Raw genomic sequence first — 17,811 nt, 5'->3', positions numbered from 1 at the left:
AGAAGTTCTGGTTTCGGAATGACGCTTTCAAGCCGACGAAACCCGGTAGAAAGATGCGCATAGGATCCGTCGGCAACGTGGCCCAGCGTGGCCGGCCAGAGCGCGCGCGCCGGGTCATCGGGATCTGAATCGAGCGAAGACCGGTCTGTCGGCAATGAGAATGCGCCCACGTCTAATCGGCTCGTTCTGCGCTGGGCGCGGCGCGGCGACTCAACAGAAGAGATGTGGCGGCCCGCCACCGGGATGCCTTCGCCGTGCTTGCAATCACTGTCTCGTTTGCGGCCGGATCTCTTCGGACTGCACTAACCCTGCCTGTCCTTGACTCCGTGAGGGCCGCGATCCTTCTTAGAAATGCATCGCTGTCGAACTCCTTCGAGGAGCGGACGGACTTTGTGGCCGACTGGACAGTGTGGAAGAACACCTCCAGATTGATGACCGGTATCGGCTTGATGTTTCGGACCATGTCGATATCCGATCGCATCGTTACGACCAGAAAATATCGGTCCGAACGCAAGGCGTCGAACAGTTCCGGCACCGAGGACACAGCCGCCGCGACATATCCGTTCTCATTCAATTTCGAGACGATGTCGCAGGCAGCGTCTTTTGCGAGAAAGACGAGAATTGGCTTTTGCTGATTGTTTTGCGCGGAAGACATCACTGGCACACTCCTGACCTGTCGCCAAAAGTGTAGCCCGCATCGACGCTTCTGTTTGTTCGGTTTTATTCGGTTTTATTGCGCCACTGAGTACTCGCGAAATTCGTTACGCCTTCGGATTTCGGTGCGCATTCACGACAACACCGCCCTGAGCCAAGGAGGCATTCTGTTTGTCTGCGTTCTCAGCAGCTTGTCGATCGATATCGATCCGGCACCCGAAACTACCAGGACGAACATACCGCCGGCAATCGCCAGGTCCTTCTCGAAATGCAGCAGCTCGTTCTGGCTCTCAAAATTCGTGTGAAAGAGCAAGGCGGTCGCCAGGCAGAAGAGCGCCAGCGCCAGTGCGCCAAGCCGGCTGAGGAGCCCTGTCGCAACGGAAAGGCCGGCGCCGATCTGAAGGGCAATGGTGGCAAGCGCGACCGGTGCCGACAGCCCCAGTTTCGCGAAAGTGTCGATGGTCGCGGTGATATCTGCCGCGAGTGACCAACCTTCGTGCAGGAAGATCAGTGACAGCAGAAGCCTGCCTAGGAGAAGAATAAGATCAGCCAGTCGGGGCCGGCTTGACGCGTTTTCCATCATACCCTCCAGTTAGAAGAGCAGGCGGCTCTCCCGCCTGTTCTTGCGTTCATATGCGGGTCAATTGCCGCCCTTGGCCGCGATGACCTCTTGCAGGTCTTCGAGTTCCTCGCAGCCGCTCGGACAAAGTTGCTTCAGCGATGACACCTGCTCCTCCGCCTTCGCCATCTCGCCCGTCTCGACATAGAGTTCGCCGAGATATTCACGCGCTGCCCTGTGATCTGGCTGCAGCTCTAGCGCCTTGGTGTAGTAGGTCAGCGACGTTCTGTAGTCGCCCGTCTTGCGCAGCGTATATCCCATCAGATTATAGACATCCGCCTGCTGGTTGTCTTCTGCAAGGCCGCGAAGCTCTGCCAACGCACCAGCATAGTCCTTGGCATCGATCTTGGCCCGCACCGAGGTCAGGTCGGGAGCGTCTGTCGTTTGCATGTTGTCGACGGCAAAGGCGGGAAGCGCCGTCACCGCGGAGAAGCCTGCGGATATAGCGCAAAGCCAGATGTATCCGAGAATTGCATATTTCGTCATGGTGATCTCCTTTCGGCCTTTCAGGCCTAGATTGTCGGCGTGAAGCCATAGGCGCTTCCGTCCTTGACAAAGGTGCCGGAGCCAGGGAACGGGAAATGTGAGCCGCAAATCGCGATATTGTCGGCAATGATGCGGTCGATAAGACGGCGGCGCGTGTCGATGGCCGTTGGCCCATCCTGGTCGTAGCTGCCCTGCCATTCAGGATGGGGTGCGAGCAGCGCCGGCACATACATGATATCGGCCGAGACGAGCAGTTGCTTGCTGCCGGAGGCGACAAGATAGGTCGAATGGCCGGGCGTGTGGCCGGGCGCGGCGACAAGCTGCACGCCGGGTGCGACTTCGGCGCCATCGGCGACGAGCTTCCAGTTCTTCCATTTCGGAAAGACCTCGGCGATGCGCTTGCCTGCCGGCTTGCGGCCTTCGGCGAGCTTTGAGACGCGGCCGGGCGCGGTCCACCAATTGTATTCGTCGGCATTGACGATGAGTTCGGCATTCGGGAAGACGGGATTGTTGGTGCCCTTTTCCATCAGTCCCCAGACATGGTCGGGATGGAAATGCGAGATCATGATCGTATCGATCTTCTTGTAGTCAATCCCCGCCGCGGCCATGTTCGCCGGCAGATGGGTGGCATTTTCCTGCCACTGGCCGACGCCCGAGCCGGCATCCATCATGATCAGGCGGTTGCCGAGCTTCAGGACCACGACAGTCAGCGGGATCGGCATGAACTCGGTGGTAAGCCCGGCTTTCGATAGCGCCTCCTTGGTATCCTCGATCGAGGCATTCTTGATGAAGGCCGGGTCATGCGGCTTTCTCCAGATGCCGTCGTAGATTGCCGTGATCTCGATATCGCCGACCTTGTATTTATAGAAGCCGACCGTCGGCTCCAGCGGTGTTGCAGCAAATGCCGGCATGACGAATTCAAGCTTCAACGACAGCCCGAATGCAGCAGCCGCAGCAGCCGACCCCAGGACGGCGCGACGTGACATGGTCAACATGAATATGCCTCCTCTTGTTGATGGCATTTCTGGTGGCGAAGACGGCTATTGCTCATATGTCCTCGCTGACGAACTAGATCGCCGGCAAGGAACGCTTATTCCCGATCTCCAGCGCTATTTCTTCAAGTGATTGAAAAGCAAACGTAATTTCTATCGCGCGCGACCGATATCCCGCTGCGTGCAGAAAAATCGGCGCCGGCGTGGAATAAAACCGCGTGCCGATCGGTCTAGACGGCAAGGGACCGCACTGCCGGTCTCACGCCTAAATTCGGCTGCTGTTGAGGCAGGGAGGATGATGACAAACGCTCAGATCACCTATCCCGTCGGATCGACCGATTGGACGCTGCTGTTGGCCCGGCACGCGTCAAGAACCCGCATTCGGCCATCAACGCTAGCGGAGTTTCTCGGCGGCGTGGGCCGCCTATTGCACCTCATGGTCTCGGAAAAATCGAGCAGCGATCCGATCGCTTCGACGGCGGATGCGACCATGCAGCACGAGTTCATGCAGCGCTTTCAGGACATGATCGTTCCGCATCTTGACGCGGCTTATAATTTTGCCCGCTTCCTCAGCCGCGACGCAGATGCCGCACAGGATATTGTGCAGGAAGCGTTCTTGCGCGCCTACCGCAATTTCGAAACCTATCGTGGCGGCGATCCGCGCGCGTGGCTCTTTGCCATCGTGAGGAACTGCTGCCATGTCTGGCGCCAGCAGGATCGCCGCAAGGCGCGGTTCGAGCAGCCTATGGGCAATGACGGCTACGCTGACCTTGATGAGGGTGGCGAGTACCAGATCGCCTCGGAGGAGGATTCGCCGGAGACTGAAACGATCCGGCGAAGCGAGCAGCAGCGCGTGCGCGCTGTTATCAGCCGGCTGCCGGAGGCGATGCGGGAAATTCTTGTCTTGCGCGAGCTTGAGGATCTCTCCTACCGGCAGATCGCCGAGATCATCGATGCGCCGATTGGCACTGTCATGTCGCGACTTGCCAGGGCGCGGCGTGACTTTGGCGAAGCCTGGGATGCATGCAACAAGAGCGAGACCGCAGGATGAGTGAAGCCCAACGGAAAAGCTGCCCGGAATGGCGCGTCATGCTGCACGGCTTTGTCGATGGCCAGCTGGATTCCGCCCATGCAGCGCAATTCGAGGATCATCTTGCCACCTGCGCGCATTGCAGCGCGGAGATGGAAAGCGTCCGTGCCGTGAAAGAGATCATCGATCAGGATGGCGTCAAGTGGCGACCGCCGGAGGCACTGCGTTCGCAGGTCCTGTCGATGTTGTCATTCGAACAGGCAGCGGCGGCGTCCAGCCTGTCCCCGCCGCGCCAGGCGCCTGTCTGGCGCCGCGCCTTGGATTTCATTCGGCAATGGAGCTTCGTGCCTTCGCTCGCGGTGCTGGCGGCAGGCGCCATCCTATTTGTCAACGCGCCGTCGCAGACTGTGCTTTTGCAGGACCAGATCATGGCAAGCCATGTCAGGTCGATGATGGCCGATCATCTGACCGACGTGCTGACCTCGGATCAGCATACAGTAAAACCTTGGTTTAACGGCAAGATCGATTTTTCGCCGCCGGTCAGCGATCTCGCCAAGGATGGCTTTCCGCTGGTCGGCGGACGTGTCGACTATATCGGTGATCGCGCCGTTGCGGCCCTCGTCTACCGGCGCCATGGCCATGTCATCAACCTGTTCATCTGGCCGGCGGCATCGGTCGCGCAGACGACGGCGGTGCATGACGGCTACAACATGACGCAATGGTCGGATGGCGGGCTCGTGTTCTGGGCGATTTCGGATGTCGCCGCGGGCGACCTGGCCGAGTTCGAGTCCTTCTTCAGGGCGGCGGCGAGAGCATGATGCCTAAAAGTGTGAGCGGTTTTCGGATGACATCATGTTCTGCTTTTTGATGATCTAAAGCAGGCTCGCCCCGACATTGATCGCCAGCGCCAGGATCGTCGTATTGAACAGGAACGACAGCACGGCATGCAACAGCGTCAGCTTGCGCATGCTGGTCGAACTGACCGCGACATCCGCCGTTTGTGCGGCAACGCCGATGGTGAAGGAGAAATAGAGGAAATCCCAGTAGCCAGGCTCTTCGATCCCGTCAGGAAACTTAAGCCCGCCCTCCTCGTCCGCCCCGCCGTAAAAATAATGGGCATAGTGGATGGTGAAGAGCGTATGCAGGAAGATCCAGGAGATCAGGATCGTCAGAACCGCGGCACCTGCCCGTGCCAGCGCAACATCAGGTGCCGCCTCCTTGATCGAATGAAGCTCCAGGCCGATCCCGGCAATGCTGGCAAGTGCCGCACCGATCGAAAGAGCCAGCAGGACGGTGTCGGAGAAGTCGAGATCCGCGGAACGTTTCCGGATGCTTTCGACCGTCGCCCGTAGCATCTTGCGCCAGCTGAGAGCGACAAAAACGCCGGCGCTGACATTCCAGCCGAACAAGATGTTGCCTGCGCTGACGTCGCGCGACGTCAGAAGCAGGAAGACCACCAGTCCGGCAAGGGCGGCGATGATGAAGCTCGCATGCTTGTAGGCAAATGCCGCCAGCGAATTTGCTCGTTCCTCATCCGCCATATCGGTCTCCGGCAGCATATGCGCTTGATAACACCACGAAAAAGGCGCGCCTGCCAGCCGGCAGCCGCGCCTCCGAATGCATGCCGTGCCTTATCAGGCGGCGGCGAGCTGCAGTTCCTTCTGCACCATGGTGCGCAGCGTTCCCAGATCCTTGGCGAAGGCGCGGATGCCTTCGGCGAGTTTTTCCGTCGCCATCGCATCTTCGTTCATCATCCAGCGGAAGGTCTTCTCGTCGACCGAGACCTTCGGATCCGGCTTGCGGCTGTCCGGCGAGAGCTTGCGCTCCAGCTTGCCTTCATCCTTGGCCAGCTCGTCGAGCAGGTTCGGGCTGATGGTCAGGCGGTCGCAGCCGGCAAGGGCTTCGATTTCGCCGGCGCTGCGGAAGGAGGCGCCCATGACGATCGTCTTGATGTCGTTCGCCTTGTAGTAGTTGTAGATTTCACGGACGGAGATGACGCCCGGATCTTCCTCGGCAGTGTAGTCCTTGCCGGTCGACTTCTTGTACCAGTCGAGGATGCGGCCGACGAAGGGCGAGATCAGGAACACTTTGGCGTCGGCGCAAGCGATCGCCTGGGCCTTGCTGAAAAGAAGCGTCAGGTTGCAGTCGATGCCCTCCTTCTGCAGGACTTCCGCGGCGCGGATGCCTTCCCAGGTGGAAGCGAGCTTGATGAGGATGCGGTCCTGGCCGATGCCGCGATCCTTGTAGGCGGCGATGATTGCGCGCGCCTTGGCAAGCGAAGCCTCGGTATCGAAGGAAAGATCGGCGTCGACTTCGGTCGAGACGCGGCCTGGGACGAGCTTCACCAGGGCTGCGCCGACGGAGATGGCGAGACGATCGGCGACGGCTGATGAAACGGCTTCGGGATTGCCGCCCTGTTTCTTGCCCCAGGCGACGGCTTCCTTGATGGCGTCAGCAAACATCGGCGTGCCGAGAGCCTTGAGCACGATGCTCGGGTTCGTCGTGCAATCCACAGGCTTCAGGCGTGCGACGGCTTCGATGTCGCCGGTATCGGCGACCACGGTGGTAATCTCGCGGAGTTGGTCAAGCTTGGATGTCATGGTCAATAATCCTTGTTGAACTTGGGCTGCGACCGGCGCGAGTTCCGCCGGGCAAAGGTGATCTACCGACAGGTTGTTTGCATGCTGCAGGCGAAAATGCGCGCATCCGTCACGGATGATTCACAAACGTGAAGGACGGTAGCCGTGTTCCCGAACGCAAGCGATGCCGCTTGCGGCTGGAAGGCCGGTCGTGACTTTCGGCATGCCCGCACTATGTCCTCCTCGGACGGACAAGAACGACGTGTGTCACCCGGACTATCGCCATTCGCCTAACGAAAAGTCAAGGACATTTGTGCATTTCAATTGACATAAGTGTCACACCCGTCATTATCCCCGGCAACAAAAGCGTCGCTAAGGCCTTTCATCCCATGAGGGATCTAGGGCAGGAAATCGTGCGGAGGAGATGTGGTCAAGCTCAAACGCGGCACGCACACGGCCTATTCGGAGGCATCCTCGCTGCGGCTAAGGGCGGCATGGCTCTATTACAACGAGGGCCTGACCCAGAAGGACGTCGCCGAACAGCTCGGCATCAGCCGCACGACGGTGATCCGCCTGCTCGACGAGGCGATGAAGCGCAGCGAAGTCCAGATCTGGATCAACGATTCGATCGGGGACTGCGTTGAACTTTCGGTGAAGCTGGAGCGTGCCTATGGCCTCGACGAGGCGATCGTCGTCCCTGCGCCGGTCAATGGTGACGTCAATTCGCTGGCTAAAAATGTCGGCCTGGCGCTTGGCCAGTTCCTCTCCGAAGCCATCCCCGACGACTATACCATCGGCGTCGGCTGGGGCCGCACCATGACCGCCTCGCTGTCGAGCTTCCGGCCGCCGCGCCGCGCCAATTGCAAGGTCGTCTCGCTGCTCGGCGGCATCGTCGCCGTGCACCAGACGAACCCGATCGATTACACATGGCGGCTGGCAAACCAGCTCGGCGCCGAATGCTACATGTTCCTGGCGCCGCTTCTCGTCGATTCCATCGAGACCAAGCGCAATCTGATCGAGAAATGCGGGCTGGACACGATCTATCGCCTCGCCGAGAACCTCGATCTGGCGATCGTCAGCTGCGGCGATATCGGCCCGCATTCGACCTCGCTGTCGGAGGGCTGGATATCAAAGGCCGAGTTGCAGCAATTGATCGATGCCGGCTGCGTCTGCGACACGATGTTCAACTTCCTCGACAGGGACGGCAATTCGGTTGACCATTCGATCAATCGGCGCGTCATGTCCGTCGATCTCGACACGCTGAAGGAGGCCAAGCACATCGTGCTCTCCTCCGGCGGAGCCCATCGGGCCGTGGCAATCCGTGCGACGATCAAGCGCATCGGCTGCAACACGCTGATCACCGACGAAAGTGCTGCCCGGGCATTGCTGGAACTGGCCGAGACATCACCGTCTGCCACTTCTCCCCAGCAGGGAGAACTGCCGGAGCGATAAGCGGCGAACGACCCGCCTCCGCCCAGGAAACCCGCTCAGGCGTGCGCCGATTCCCAGCCGAGCATCGCCCGTTTGCGGGTGAGGCCCCAATGGTAGCCCGTCAGCGCGCCATTCTTGCCGAGCGCCCGATGGCAGGGCACCACGAAGGAGATCGGGTTTGCCCCGACCGCCGCACCAACGGCGCGTTGCGCCGTCGGCCGGCCGATATCGTTGGCGATATCGGAATAGGTGACCGCCTTGCCGAACGGGATTTTCAACAGGCTCTGCCAGACGCGCACCTGGAAGTCCGTGCCGATCAACACGACACGCAGCGGCTGGTCCGAGGACCATTTGCCGGGCTCGAAGATGCGGGCGGCATAGGGAACCGTCGCCTGCAGGTCTTCGACATATTCGGCATTCGGCCAGCGGCAAGTCATATCCTCGAGGCAGGCCCGCTCGTCGCCGGAATCGCTGAAGGCAAGGCCGGCAAGGCCGCGGTCGGTCACCATGATCAACGCCACGCCGAAGGGGCAGATGTGGAAGCCGTAGCGGATGGTGAGACCACCGCCCTTCGCCTTCCATTCTCCGGGCGACATCGCCTCATGCGTGACGAAGAGGTCGTGCAGGCGGCTCGGCCCGGAGAGACCGACCTCAATCGAGGTCTCGAGCAACGGCATGTCTTCCCCACGCAGCAATCGCTTGGCGTGGTCGAGCGTCACCGCCTGCAGGAAGCCCTTGGGCGACAGGCCGGCCCACCGGGTGAAGGTCTTCTGCAGCTGGGTCGGCGACTGGTTGAGCCGTGCCGCGATCGCCTCCAGCGAAGGCTGGTCGCGGTAATCCTCGGTGATGAGTTCGATTACCCGACGGACAATGTCATAATCAGGGCCGTCAGGCGTGATGTCTGTCTGCAGGTTGGCAATCATATCCATCGTCTTTCTCCTTGTCACAAGGAGATAGTCAATAGGGGGTGAGCAAACCACCCGATTCTTGCGTAGCCGCTGGATAGAGCAATTCCAGGAAAAGTGCGAAGCGGTTTTCCGTCCGGAATTGCGTAAAAGCAAAAGCTAGAGCGGTTCTGCGCTTCCGTGAAAAAGCTGAACCGCTCTAGCTCAGATCCGCTGCTTGACCGTCGCCAGTGCTCCCTTGAAGGCCTTGGCGAAGCTTTCGCGATCGTCGGGATTGAGGAAGGAGCCAATATCCGTGCGCCGACCCTCACCGAAGATATGCATGGAAAGAATGCCGATCTCCTGGTGCCGGCGAACGAGGAAGCGTGCCCAGAACGGATTGAAATGATGCTCTACCATCCGTCCCGATGGCGTAAACTTGCGCACCGACACGTCCATACGCGACACCGTCACCTGTTCGCGCGCTTTTCCGGAGCGGTAATTCAGCCAGAAGGCGCCGTAGAGAAGCACGAAATCCAGTCCGAAGAAGAAGCCGATCGGCCAGGCGCCTGTCGCGATGAAGAACATGCCGTAGAGGAAGCAGACGGCACCGGACAGGGCAAGCAGCACCTTGAAGCCCCGGCGGCCAAGTGACCGGTGGGGAAAGAGTTCGGCAGCGAAAACAGGCTGCTCGTTGGAGCTGTCGGCGTTGCTTTCCATCATGGCTGCTGAGTATAGAGTTTCCATGGCAAATCCGAAACTCAAATCCGTTACCAAGACGCCTCAGGATACGAAAGTGATCGTCAGCCGCAAATCGGCGGCAGCGGTGCGCACCGCCTATTCACTGGCCGAGCGAGAGGAAATCTTCCGTCGTTTCTCGGTGCAGCGGCCGGAACCGAGGGGCGAGCTCGAGCACACCAACCCCTTCACGCTCGTCGTCGCCGTCGCGCTTTCGGCGCAAGCGACCGATGTCGGCGTCAACAAGGCGACGCGCGCGCTCTTCAAGGTTGCCGATACGCCGGAAAAGATGCTCGATCTCGGCGAGGAGCGGCTGCGCGATTACATCAGGACGATCGGCCTCTACCGCAACAAGGCGAAAAACGTTATCGCGCTCTCACAGATGCTGGTCGACCAATTCGGCGGCAAGGTGCCGGAGACGCGCGACGAACTGGTGAGATTGCCGGGCGTCGGCCGCAAGACCGCCAATGTCGTGCTGTCCATGGCCTTCGGCCAGGCGACGATGGCCGTCGATACGCACATCTTCCGCATCGCCAATCGCATCAGGCTTGCCCCCGGTAAGACGCCAGACGAGGTCGAGGCGCGGCTGATGAAGGTGATCCCGAAGCATTACCTCTATCACGCCCATCACTGGCTGATCTTGCATGGTCGCTACACCTGCAAGGCGCGCCGGCCCGAATGCGAGCGTTGCGTCATTGCCGATCTCTGCAAATCGCCGGAGAAGAGTTGGGATGTGCCGGCGCCGCTCGTCGAGCTACCGCCACAGATGATCGGCGAGGCCGTCGAGTAGAACAGCGATCGCCTGTTCGTACTGCCGCCTCTCAGCGCCCGCCTCGATCGCGATCGCCGCGCGATCGAAGGCCGCCGATAGCAGCGACGTCAGCGGTTCGAGCATAGCGCCGGCCTTCGGAAGCATGGCTGCAAGCCCTGCCCGCAGCGTCGCTTCCGCATTCTCTGCATCGATCGCCGCGGTCGCCGACAAGCCGAGAACGGCAGGTGCCTCGATCAGCAGCAGCCGCGTGCGCCCTTCCGCCCTCATCGCATCGAAATAGGCCGAGGCACCGGCGATCAGCGTGGCACGCGGCGCGTCGTAAGACGCCGAGCGCGCCTCGATGGCCTCGCCCACCGCTTTCGCCTCGCATTCGATAACCGCGCGAAAAAGCGCCTTCTTGTCTTCAAAGTGATGATAGAGCGCGCCACGCGTCACACCTGCCGCCGCCACGATCTCCGGCGTCGCGGTTTCGGCATAACCTTTCTCGACGAAGAGACGCCGACCGGCGTCGATCAGCGCCTGTCTCGTCTGTTCCGTTCTCTCGCGATTGCTGCGGCTCATACGCTCTCTTTACATACAAACAGAATGTATGTTAATAGGCAAAAACATACAGATTGCATGTAAATGCAAAGGAGGAAAAAGAGATGAAATCGACGAGCTATTATCCTGTCATCATGACCGACGACGTTGCCGGCACCGCCAGCTTCTATTGCACGCATTTCGGCTTCAAAGCTCTGTTCGAGAGCGACTGGTACGTTCACCTGCAATCGGCAGAGAATGAGCACATCGCGCTTGCCATCCTTGACGGCAGCCACGAGACCATCCCGACTATAGCCCGCGGCAAGGTGTCCGGCCTGCTCCTCAATTTCGAGGTCGCCGATGTCGATGCAATCTATGCAGCCTGCCGGAGCGCCGGCCTGCCAATTCTGAGAGAAATCCGCGACGAGGATTTCGGCCAGCGGCATTTCATCACTGCCGATCCGAACGGTGTGCTGATCGACATCATCAAGCCGATCCCGCCGAGCGCTGAATTTGCGGCGATGTACGACGTCTCCGCCCTGCCTGGTTGAGCCTTGGAGCCTTTCCGGGTTAGATTGAAGCATTCTGCCGGAGCAGGTTTTCGTCAGGGCAAAGGCCATTGGCGACGGGCATACCCCAAGGTACGTCCGAGCCGATCGCCTTTGCCCTGACGAAAAGATGCCCGGCCCTTCGGGTTGGCTGAAACGGGCCGGCTGATCGACCGGCCGGCTCCGTTTGAGCCAACAGAATGCTTCAATCTAACCCGAAAAGGCTCTAGGTCCGCAAACCGGTATCCCGCGCGGAAACCAGTTTGTGCAGATGCACCATCATGCCGGCGGCAAAAAGCGGTGTCAGCAGATTGACGATCGGGATCGCCAGAAAGAGGGCGATCACCAGCCCGCCGAGAAAGACGGTGGAGGCATGCTTGGCGCGGAAGAGCCGTGCCTCATCAGGCGAACGGGAGCGCATAGCGGCGAATTCGAAGAACTCCCGTCCGAGCAGATAGCCATTCACCAGAAAGAACGCGACCAGATTGACGCCGGGGATAAACAGCAACAACAATGCCACGATATTGCCGAGGATCACCACGCCGAGGAACTTGATCGAGCTTGCCATCGCCGGACCGAGCGGCATGGCGGTGCCCGGCGCGTCCTTGGGATAGTCGCGCTTTTCGATGACATCGGCGACATCGTCGAGAAACAGGCCGGCGATCAGCGCCGTCACCGGCGATAGCAGCAACGCCAGCATCAGCGCAAGGCCGATACCGGCAAGGATCGCGAAGAGGAAAGCGAGCCACCCCGCCCAATCCGGCATATCGGGAAAGAAGCCCGTGAGCCAGGGAAAGAGGAAGGCCATGAAGGCCCCGCGCAAAGCGAACCAGAGGCCGACGAGCACGAGAATCGTCAGGCCGAGCACCTTCCAGAAGACAGAACGTGTTTCCGATGCGAATAAATTGGCGAGCGAAAGTCGAGCGGCGTCAAGAATCATGTCTCAGGCGTCTCCGGTTGCGCCGAAGATGTAGGAAAGGTGGAGGCCATCGACAAGAGAGAATAAAATTGCATTCTGTAATAGAAAACTTGTCGAAAACTGAATGCTAATATAATATTGTAAGGCATCTAAAATACGCATGGGCCTGAGAAGCAGCTTCCGAGAATAGTTGCAAAGACAAGGGCGCGCAACAGCGCACCCCCGGAACGCCTCTGAGGGAAGACGGGGGAGGCTGATGTGGAAGACTTTGTGCACAAACTCAGGCAATACGCAAAAACCGGCACGCCGGCCGAACGCCGTATCGCGAAATATTTCACCGAGCACCTGAACGACCTGCCGTTCGAGACGGCTGCGTCCGTCGCCGACAGGCTGGATCTTTCGCCGATGACCGTCGGGCGCTTTCTGCGCGCGCTCGGCTATCAGGGACTGGACAGCGTCAAGGTGGAGATTCGCGAGACCGTGACGACATCGCCGGCGCAATTGCAGAGCGCTATGAGCGAGCTGCATGCGGACGCCGCGGAGGGTAAACCGCTCGCCGTGCTGGTCGCCGAACAGATTCAGGCCCTCCATCATATCTATCATCTGACGGCGCAGGCGCACTGGTCGGAGGCCGTCGGCTTGATCAGCACTGCCCGCGAAGTGTCGATCGCCACGCATGCGCGGCTCTCAAGCCTGGCCAATCATTTCTGTCAGCGGCTGACGCAAGCCCGCGACGGCGTGCGCACCCTCGACGCCGCCGACAACCGTTTTGCGGAACTCTTCGCCCGGCTGGCGGTCGACGACGCGCTGCTTGTCATCATCGATTGCCGCCGCTTCGCCAAGGCACGGCTGCTTGCCAGAACGGCGCGGCGCTACGGTTATAAGGTGGTGCTCATTTCGCCGCAGCAAGCGGACTGGATGGCGGACCAGTCGAACGTCATGCTGCCTTTGCCGCCCGCTCGCGCCCCCGATCTCGATAATCTTCCGCCGCTGATCGCGCTGCTCGATTGCCTGTCGGAATCCGTCATCCTCCAAGTCGGAGAAGAGGCTGCGCTTCGCCGCCGCCGCATGATGGAATTCGCGACAGTCCTCGGCGAGACGGCAAACCACTAATTTAAAAGGCCAGCGCATAGGCGGCGTCTATTGCATCGTTTCCAGTTCGGCGCGGTGCCGGTGCATGGCGAGAAGACGGCGGTAGTCGCGGTCGTAAAGCGCCTGCTTGGCCTTGTCGGGAAGCCGTTCGTCGCCGCCCGGATACATCGCCTCGCCGGCCGCCGCCAGATCCTTGTACAAGCCGCAGGCGACGGATGCTGCGATCGCGGTGCCGAGCAGCACCGCCTCGTTCATCCTCGGCACCACGACCTTGCAGCCGGTCGCATCGCTATAAAGCTCCATCAGCACCGGGTTCTTCACATGCCCTCCGGCAATATGCAGCGTATCGGGCATGTAGCCGTATTCCTTCATCATTTCCAGGATATGGCGGATGCCGAGCGCAATCCCCACCGCAGACCGCCAATAGAGCGCGCAGAGCCCGTCGAAGGACGTATCAAGTGTCAGCCCGCTGACGACGCCGACGGCATGCGGATCGGCGAGCGGCGAACGGTTGCCATGGAAATCCGGCAGCACGAAGATCCGCGCACCGAAGTCATCGCCCTCCTCAGCCCGCAATTCCGCGATGCGCGCGACGATCTTCTGATGCAGCGCTGCCGTCGGCTCGCCACCGGCCGCATGCATGCGCACGATGTGGTCGAGCAACGCGCCGGTCGCCGATTGCCCGGCCTCCACCAGCCAGGACTGCGGGAAGACAGCCTCGTAATAGGGACCCCACATGCCATGGCTCGGCTTACGTTCCCGCGAGAAGGTAACGATGCAGCTCGACGTGCCGGCAATCAGCGCCAGCTGGTGCTCGCGTTTGACAGGATCGGCAGCGTAGCCGCCGAGCGCGCCGAGTGCGCCGGCATAGGCGTCGATCATCCCGGCAGCGACATGGCAGTCCGTCGTCAGCCCCAGCGCTTCCGCCGCTTCCTGCGTCAGCCGGCCGACGCTGTCTCCGACAGGCATGGTCTCATCCGGCAGGTGGCCGCGCGCCTGAAGGTCCTCAAGGCCGATCCGTTCCAGGAAATCCTGCTGCCAGCCCTTTTCGAGATGGGCGAGATAGTTCCATTTCGCCGTCAGCGTGCAGCGCGAGCGGGCGGGCGATCCGGTCGATTTCCATGTCATGAAATCGGCGAGATCGAAGAAGTAGCCGGCCTTTTCCCATGTGGCGGGCAGCTTCTTCTTCAGCCACATCAGCTTCGGCATCTCCATTTCCGGCGACATCACGTGGCCGGAATGTTCGAGCACTCTATGCTGCGTCGCCGTGCAGAAATCGGCTTCCTTCAGCGCCCGATGGTCGAGCCAGACGATCGTGTCGAAACGCCTCTCCCCGCCTGTGGAAACGCTGAGCTGCCGGCCCTCGACGTCACGGACGACGAGCGAACAGGTGGCGTCGAAGCCGATCGCTCCGACCGAGGCGGCGGCGATGCCGGATTGCTCCATCGCCCTGCGCACTGCCATGCAGGCGGCCGACCAGATATCTTCGGAATCGTGCTCGGCATGGTTTTCGCGCGGCCGGTTCATCACGATCGGATGCTCCGCCTTGGCGAGCAGTCGGCCACGTGCATCGAAGACGCCGGCGCGCGCACTGCCCGTGCCGATATCTACCGCAACCACATGATCACGCATCAAGTCTTGGTCCCGTCCAGCTTATGGTTGCGGACAAGGTGTATCAAATCCGGCATGGCGTCAAACACCACTTCCGGCGAAAGGCGGTCGAGTTCGGCACGGTATCCGGCGAAGTTGGCGTGTGATCCGCCGGTGAAGGCGAAGACCGTCATGCCTGCCGCCTTGGCGGCGGCAACGCCGGCCGGGCTGTCTTCAACGACAAGGCAATGAGCAGGCTCGACCTGCATTTCACGCGCCGCATGCAGGAAGAGATCAGGCGCCGGTTTGCCGCGCTTGACCATGGTCGCGCTGAAGATGTCGGGCAGTTTGTCGAGAAGTCCGGTCACCGACAGCGACAGCCGGATTCGCTCCATCTGGCTCGACGAGGCAACGCAACAGGGAAGGCCAAGCCCGTCGATCGTCGCGGCGATACCCTCGATCGGCTTCAGTTCCGTGCGAAAACGGGCGTAGAGATCGGTGCGGATACGCTCGAGGAATTCCTCGCCGGCATGAACGTTGAATTCGGTTTCCAGCGTATCGATGAGAGTAGACAGGCTGCGGCCGAGAAAACGCTCATAAGCCTGGTCCTCGGTGATCGAGACGCCGAGATCGTTCATCGCCCCGACGAGCACGCTGATCGAGATCGGCTCGCTGTCAACCAGTACGCCATCGCAATCGAAGATGACCAGCCGTGTTTCCGCATCAGCCATGGAAGACCCAACCTGAGTTCAATTCGGACGTGTTACCGTCCCGCGTCGCTCGCAAGGCCGGATGAATGGCGGCAGCAGATACCGCCATCCGGATTCCTTACACTGCGAGCTTGCCGTCGAGATAGAGCTGCAGCGTCTCCCGCGTGCCCTTTTCCCACAGGGTTTTGAGAGCATAAGCGAAACGCTTGCGGAAAAGTTCGGATTTCGCCACTTCGCCGAAAATATCGTCGAAGACGAGGAAGGCCGACGGGTCGTCCTTGGCTTTCAGCGCCGCCGCATGCAGGCGCTCTGCGCTCGCGTCGTTGAAGACGATATCCTTGCCGCTGTCGGTCTTGCCGGCGAAATAGCGGCACCAGAGTGCTGAAACCAGCGCCAGGCCGACGACGTCCCTGCCCTGACGCAGATTGTCGAGCGTCGACGGCAGGATGAATTTCGGCTGGCGGTTGGAGCCGTCCTGCGCCAGCCGCGGAATGGTATCCGCAATCTTCGGATTGAGCAGGCGATGTTCGATCAGGGCGAAATAATCCGTCAGCGACGTGTTCGGCACCGGCGGCACGATCGGGATGATCTCGTCTTTCTCGAGCTTGGCAAGGAAGGCGCGGATCAGCGGGTCTTCCATGGAATCATGAACGAAATGAATGTCCATCAACGCCGCCGGATAGGCGATCGCGGCATGCCCGCCGTTGAGGATGCGGATCTTCATGTGCTCGTAGGGCGTGACATCGGGGACGAAGGTGACGCCGACCTTTTCCAGCGCCGGCCGGCCAGCCGTGAACTTATCCTCGAGCACCCATTGCTTGAATTCCTCGCAATAGACCGGCCAACTGTCCTCGATCTGGAAATTGTCCCGGAGGAAATCGACCTCGCGCTGGCTGGTCGCCGGGGTGATGCGGTCGACCATGCCGTTCGGGAAGGCGACATTCGCCCGGATCCAGTCGGCAAAGGCAGGGTCCGAAAGTGCCGCCGTGCCGACGACGGCATTGGCGGTGACGACGCCATTATGGGGAATGTTGTCGCAGGACATGACGGTGAAGGGACCGATGCCCCTGTCCTTGCGCGCTTTCAGGCCGGCGACGATCAGGCCGAACACTGTCTTCGGCGCGTGGGGATTTTGTCCGTCGGCGGCGATCGCCGGATGGGTCGGATTGAATGTGCCTGATGCGTCGATGAAATAGCCGCCCTCGGTGATCGTCATCGAGACGATGCGGATCTCGGGATCGGCAAGCTTGGCGATGATCGCAGCGGCATCGCCGACCGGCAGAATGTCGATCATCGGTGCCGTGACGCGCGCCGCCGTCTTGTTGTTGTCCTGTTCGACCACTGTCGTCAGGAAATCCTGCGCCGCGAGCTTTTCGCGCATGGCGGCATCCGACGGCAGTACACCGGCGCCGACGATCGCCCAGTCGTGATCCGTGCCGGCGTTGAAGAGATCGTCGAGATAGATCGCCTGGTGGGCACGGTGGAAATTGCCGACGCCGAAGTGCACGATGCCGGCTTTCAGCGATGCCCTGTCATATCCAGGGATGGCGGCAGTGCGCGCCACATCCGAAAGTGTTGCCAGCGATAATTTGCACGTCATGTTTCAGTCCTCTTGAAGGTCTACCGGAAACGGCCGGGCGCCATCGTCCGGCTCGCATGCCTGCCCCCCGCCCGGCCGCCTGCCTCAGATGGCAAGGCCGCCCTCGTTGAATTTGTGAATACGCGAACGGTCCGGCGTCAGGAAGACCGTGTCTCCCGCTTTGGCCGGGAAGTCGCCGCTACCGCGCGCCGTCACCATGCCGATGCCCTCGGCATCGATATGCAGGAAGGTGTCGGAGCCGAGATGTTCGGCGACCACGACCCTGCCCTTCCAGTCGCCGCTCTCCATCGACAACAGCACATGTTCGGGCCGGACGCCGATGGTATGTGCATTCAGCGCGGCGGCGTGTTGGCCTGTGATGAAGTTCATCTTGGGCGATCCGATGAAGCCGGCGACGAAGAGGTTGCGGGGGCGGCTATAGAGTTCGAGCGGCGAGCCGACCTGCTCGATATTGCCCCTGTTCAAGACGACGATCTTGTCGGCCATGGTCATCGCCTCGACCTGGTCGTGGGTGACGTAGACCATCGTCGTCTTCAGCTGCTGATGCAACTCGCTGATTTCGAGGCGCATGTTGACGCGTAGCGCGGCATCGAGGTTCGACAGCGGTTCGTCGAACAGGAAGGCCGAAGGCTGGCGCACGATGGCGCG

20 protein-coding genes are annotated in these 17,811 nt (G+C 60.7%); 6 read left to right on the top strand and 14 right to left on the bottom strand.

The genetic code is table 11. From position 1 onward, the window contains the following. Nucleotides 1-172 precede the first annotated feature (172 nt). The 4 genes from MOV76_RS21960 to MOV76_RS21945 form a co-directional block, all read right to left on the bottom strand. The gene (locus MOV76_RS21960; RefSeq protein WP_026230605.1) at nt 173-664 is read right to left on the bottom strand and encodes a hypothetical protein; all 492 of its coding nucleotides are present in this window, start codon (nt 662-664) and stop codon (nt 173-175) included. Between the two features lie 123 nt (nt 665-787). After that, entirely contained in the window at nt 788-1,237 is a 450-nt protein-coding gene (locus MOV76_RS21955; protein WP_018243642.1) for a DoxX family protein, read from the bottom strand. A gap of 57 nt (nt 1,238-1,294) precedes the next feature. Beyond that, the gene (locus MOV76_RS21950) at nt 1,295-1,759 is read right to left on the bottom strand and encodes a M48 family metallopeptidase (RefSeq protein ID WP_247265274.1); all 465 of its coding nucleotides are present in this window, start codon (nt 1,757-1,759) and stop codon (nt 1,295-1,297) included. Nucleotides 1,760-1,785: 26 nt separating this feature from the next. Continuing rightward, complete coding sequence (locus MOV76_RS21945) at nt 1,786-2,754, bottom strand: MBL fold metallo-hydrolase (RefSeq protein ID WP_247265273.1); 969 nt, start codon at nt 2,752-2,754, stop codon at nt 1,786-1,788. Nucleotides 2,755-3,046: 292 nt separating this feature from the next. Here MOV76_RS21945 and MOV76_RS21940 point away from each other — a divergent pair, with 292 nt between their 5' ends. Next, complete coding sequence (locus MOV76_RS21940; protein WP_247265272.1) at nt 3,047-3,802, top strand: sigma-70 family RNA polymerase sigma factor; 756 nt, start codon at nt 3,047-3,049, stop codon at nt 3,800-3,802. Continuing rightward, the gene (locus MOV76_RS21935) at nt 3,799-4,599 is read left to right on the top strand and encodes an anti-sigma factor (RefSeq protein ID WP_247265271.1); all 801 of its coding nucleotides are present in this window, start codon (nt 3,799-3,801) and stop codon (nt 4,597-4,599) included. Before MOV76_RS21940 ends, MOV76_RS21935 begins: the two co-directional genes overlap by 4 nt. Before the next feature lie 54 nt (nt 4,600-4,653). Here MOV76_RS21935 and MOV76_RS21930 read toward each other — a convergent pair whose 3' ends face one another. Continuing rightward, complete coding sequence (locus MOV76_RS21930; RefSeq protein ID WP_018243647.1) at nt 4,654-5,322, bottom strand: DUF1345 domain-containing protein; 669 nt, start codon at nt 5,320-5,322, stop codon at nt 4,654-4,656. Between the two features lie 93 nt (nt 5,323-5,415). Then, entirely contained in the window at nt 5,416-6,381 is a 966-nt protein-coding gene (gene tal, locus MOV76_RS21925; RefSeq protein ID WP_018445996.1) for a transaldolase, read from the bottom strand. A gap of 405 nt (nt 6,382-6,786) precedes the next feature. On the opposite strand from tal, the gene MOV76_RS21920 reads away from it, so the two are divergent. Then, nucleotides 6,787-7,812 (top strand): sugar-binding transcriptional regulator, encoded by a 1,026-nt coding sequence (locus MOV76_RS21920; RefSeq protein WP_018243649.1) that lies wholly within the window; start codon nt 6,787-6,789, stop codon nt 7,810-7,812. Between the two features lie 35 nt (nt 7,813-7,847). On the opposite strand, the gene MOV76_RS21915 is transcribed toward MOV76_RS21920, so the two are convergent. Next, nucleotides 7,848-8,720: a bifunctional helix-turn-helix domain-containing protein/methylated-DNA--[protein]-cysteine S-methyltransferase gene (locus MOV76_RS21915; RefSeq protein WP_247265270.1), complete on the bottom strand. Its 873-nt coding sequence runs from the start codon at nt 8,718-8,720 to the stop codon at nt 7,848-7,850. A gap of 180 nt (nt 8,721-8,900) precedes the next feature. Next, nucleotides 8,901-9,398, bottom strand: coding sequence for a DUF2244 domain-containing protein (locus MOV76_RS21910; protein WP_018243651.1), 498 nt, complete (start codon nt 9,396-9,398; stop codon nt 8,901-8,903). On the opposite strand from MOV76_RS21910, the gene nth reads away from it, so the two are divergent. Next, entirely contained in the window at nt 9,397-10,203 is an 807-nt protein-coding gene (gene nth, locus MOV76_RS21905) for an endonuclease III (RefSeq protein WP_018243652.1), read from the top strand. The genes MOV76_RS21910 and nth overlap by 2 nt on opposite strands. Here the strand turns inward: nth and MOV76_RS21900 are convergent. Then, the gene (locus MOV76_RS21900) at nt 10,168-10,746 is read right to left on the bottom strand and encodes a TetR/AcrR family transcriptional regulator (RefSeq protein WP_247265269.1); all 579 of its coding nucleotides are present in this window, start codon (nt 10,744-10,746) and stop codon (nt 10,168-10,170) included. The genes nth and MOV76_RS21900 overlap by 36 nt on opposite strands. Nucleotides 10,747-10,829: 83 nt before the next feature. Between MOV76_RS21900 and MOV76_RS21895 the strand changes: the two genes are divergently transcribed. Continuing rightward, nucleotides 10,830-11,255 carry a VOC family protein gene (locus MOV76_RS21895; protein ID WP_018445989.1) on the top strand — a complete coding sequence of 142 codons (426 nt, stop codon included), beginning with the start codon at nt 10,830-10,832 and terminating at the stop codon, nt 11,253-11,255. Between the two features lie 223 nt (nt 11,256-11,478). Here MOV76_RS21895 and MOV76_RS21890 read toward each other — a convergent pair whose 3' ends face one another. Beyond that, the gene (locus MOV76_RS21890; protein WP_018243655.1) at nt 11,479-12,192 is read right to left on the bottom strand and encodes a sulfate transporter family protein; all 714 of its coding nucleotides are present in this window, start codon (nt 12,190-12,192) and stop codon (nt 11,479-11,481) included. A gap of 237 nt (nt 12,193-12,429) precedes the next feature. Between MOV76_RS21890 and MOV76_RS21885 the strand changes: the two genes are divergently transcribed. Then, nucleotides 12,430-13,284, top strand: a complete 855-nt coding sequence (locus MOV76_RS21885; protein ID WP_018243656.1) for a MurR/RpiR family transcriptional regulator — start codon at nt 12,430-12,432, stop codon at nt 13,282-13,284. Between the two features lie 27 nt (nt 13,285-13,311). Here MOV76_RS21885 and MOV76_RS21880 read toward each other — a convergent pair whose 3' ends face one another. From MOV76_RS21880 to MOV76_RS21865, 4 genes are all read right to left on the bottom strand, one after another. After that, nucleotides 13,312-14,895: an FGGY-family carbohydrate kinase gene (locus MOV76_RS21880; protein WP_130717944.1), complete on the bottom strand. Its 1,584-nt coding sequence runs from the start codon at nt 14,893-14,895 to the stop codon at nt 13,312-13,314. Further along, nucleotides 14,895-15,584, bottom strand: a complete 690-nt coding sequence (locus MOV76_RS21875; RefSeq protein WP_018243658.1) for an HAD family hydrolase — start codon at nt 15,582-15,584, stop codon at nt 14,895-14,897. Before MOV76_RS21875 ends, MOV76_RS21880 begins: the two co-directional genes overlap by 1 nt. A gap of 97 nt (nt 15,585-15,681) precedes the next feature. Beyond that, the gene (locus MOV76_RS21870; RefSeq protein WP_130717946.1) at nt 15,682-17,163 is read right to left on the bottom strand and encodes a mannitol dehydrogenase family protein; all 1,482 of its coding nucleotides are present in this window, start codon (nt 17,161-17,163) and stop codon (nt 15,682-15,684) included. 84 nt (nt 17,164-17,247) lie between these two features. Beyond that, the coding region (locus tag MOV76_RS21865) for an ABC transporter ATP-binding protein (RefSeq protein ID WP_247265268.1) at nt 17,248-17,811 on the bottom strand (564 nt) is incomplete at its 5' end.

Origin of the sequence: Rhizobium sp. PRIMUS64 (assembly GCF_023006465.1) — a bacterium.
Taxonomy (GTDB): Bacteria; Pseudomonadota; Alphaproteobacteria; order Rhizobiales; family Rhizobiaceae; genus Rhizobium; species Rhizobium leguminosarum.
This window is presented reverse-complemented; position numbering and strand designations above follow the sequence as displayed.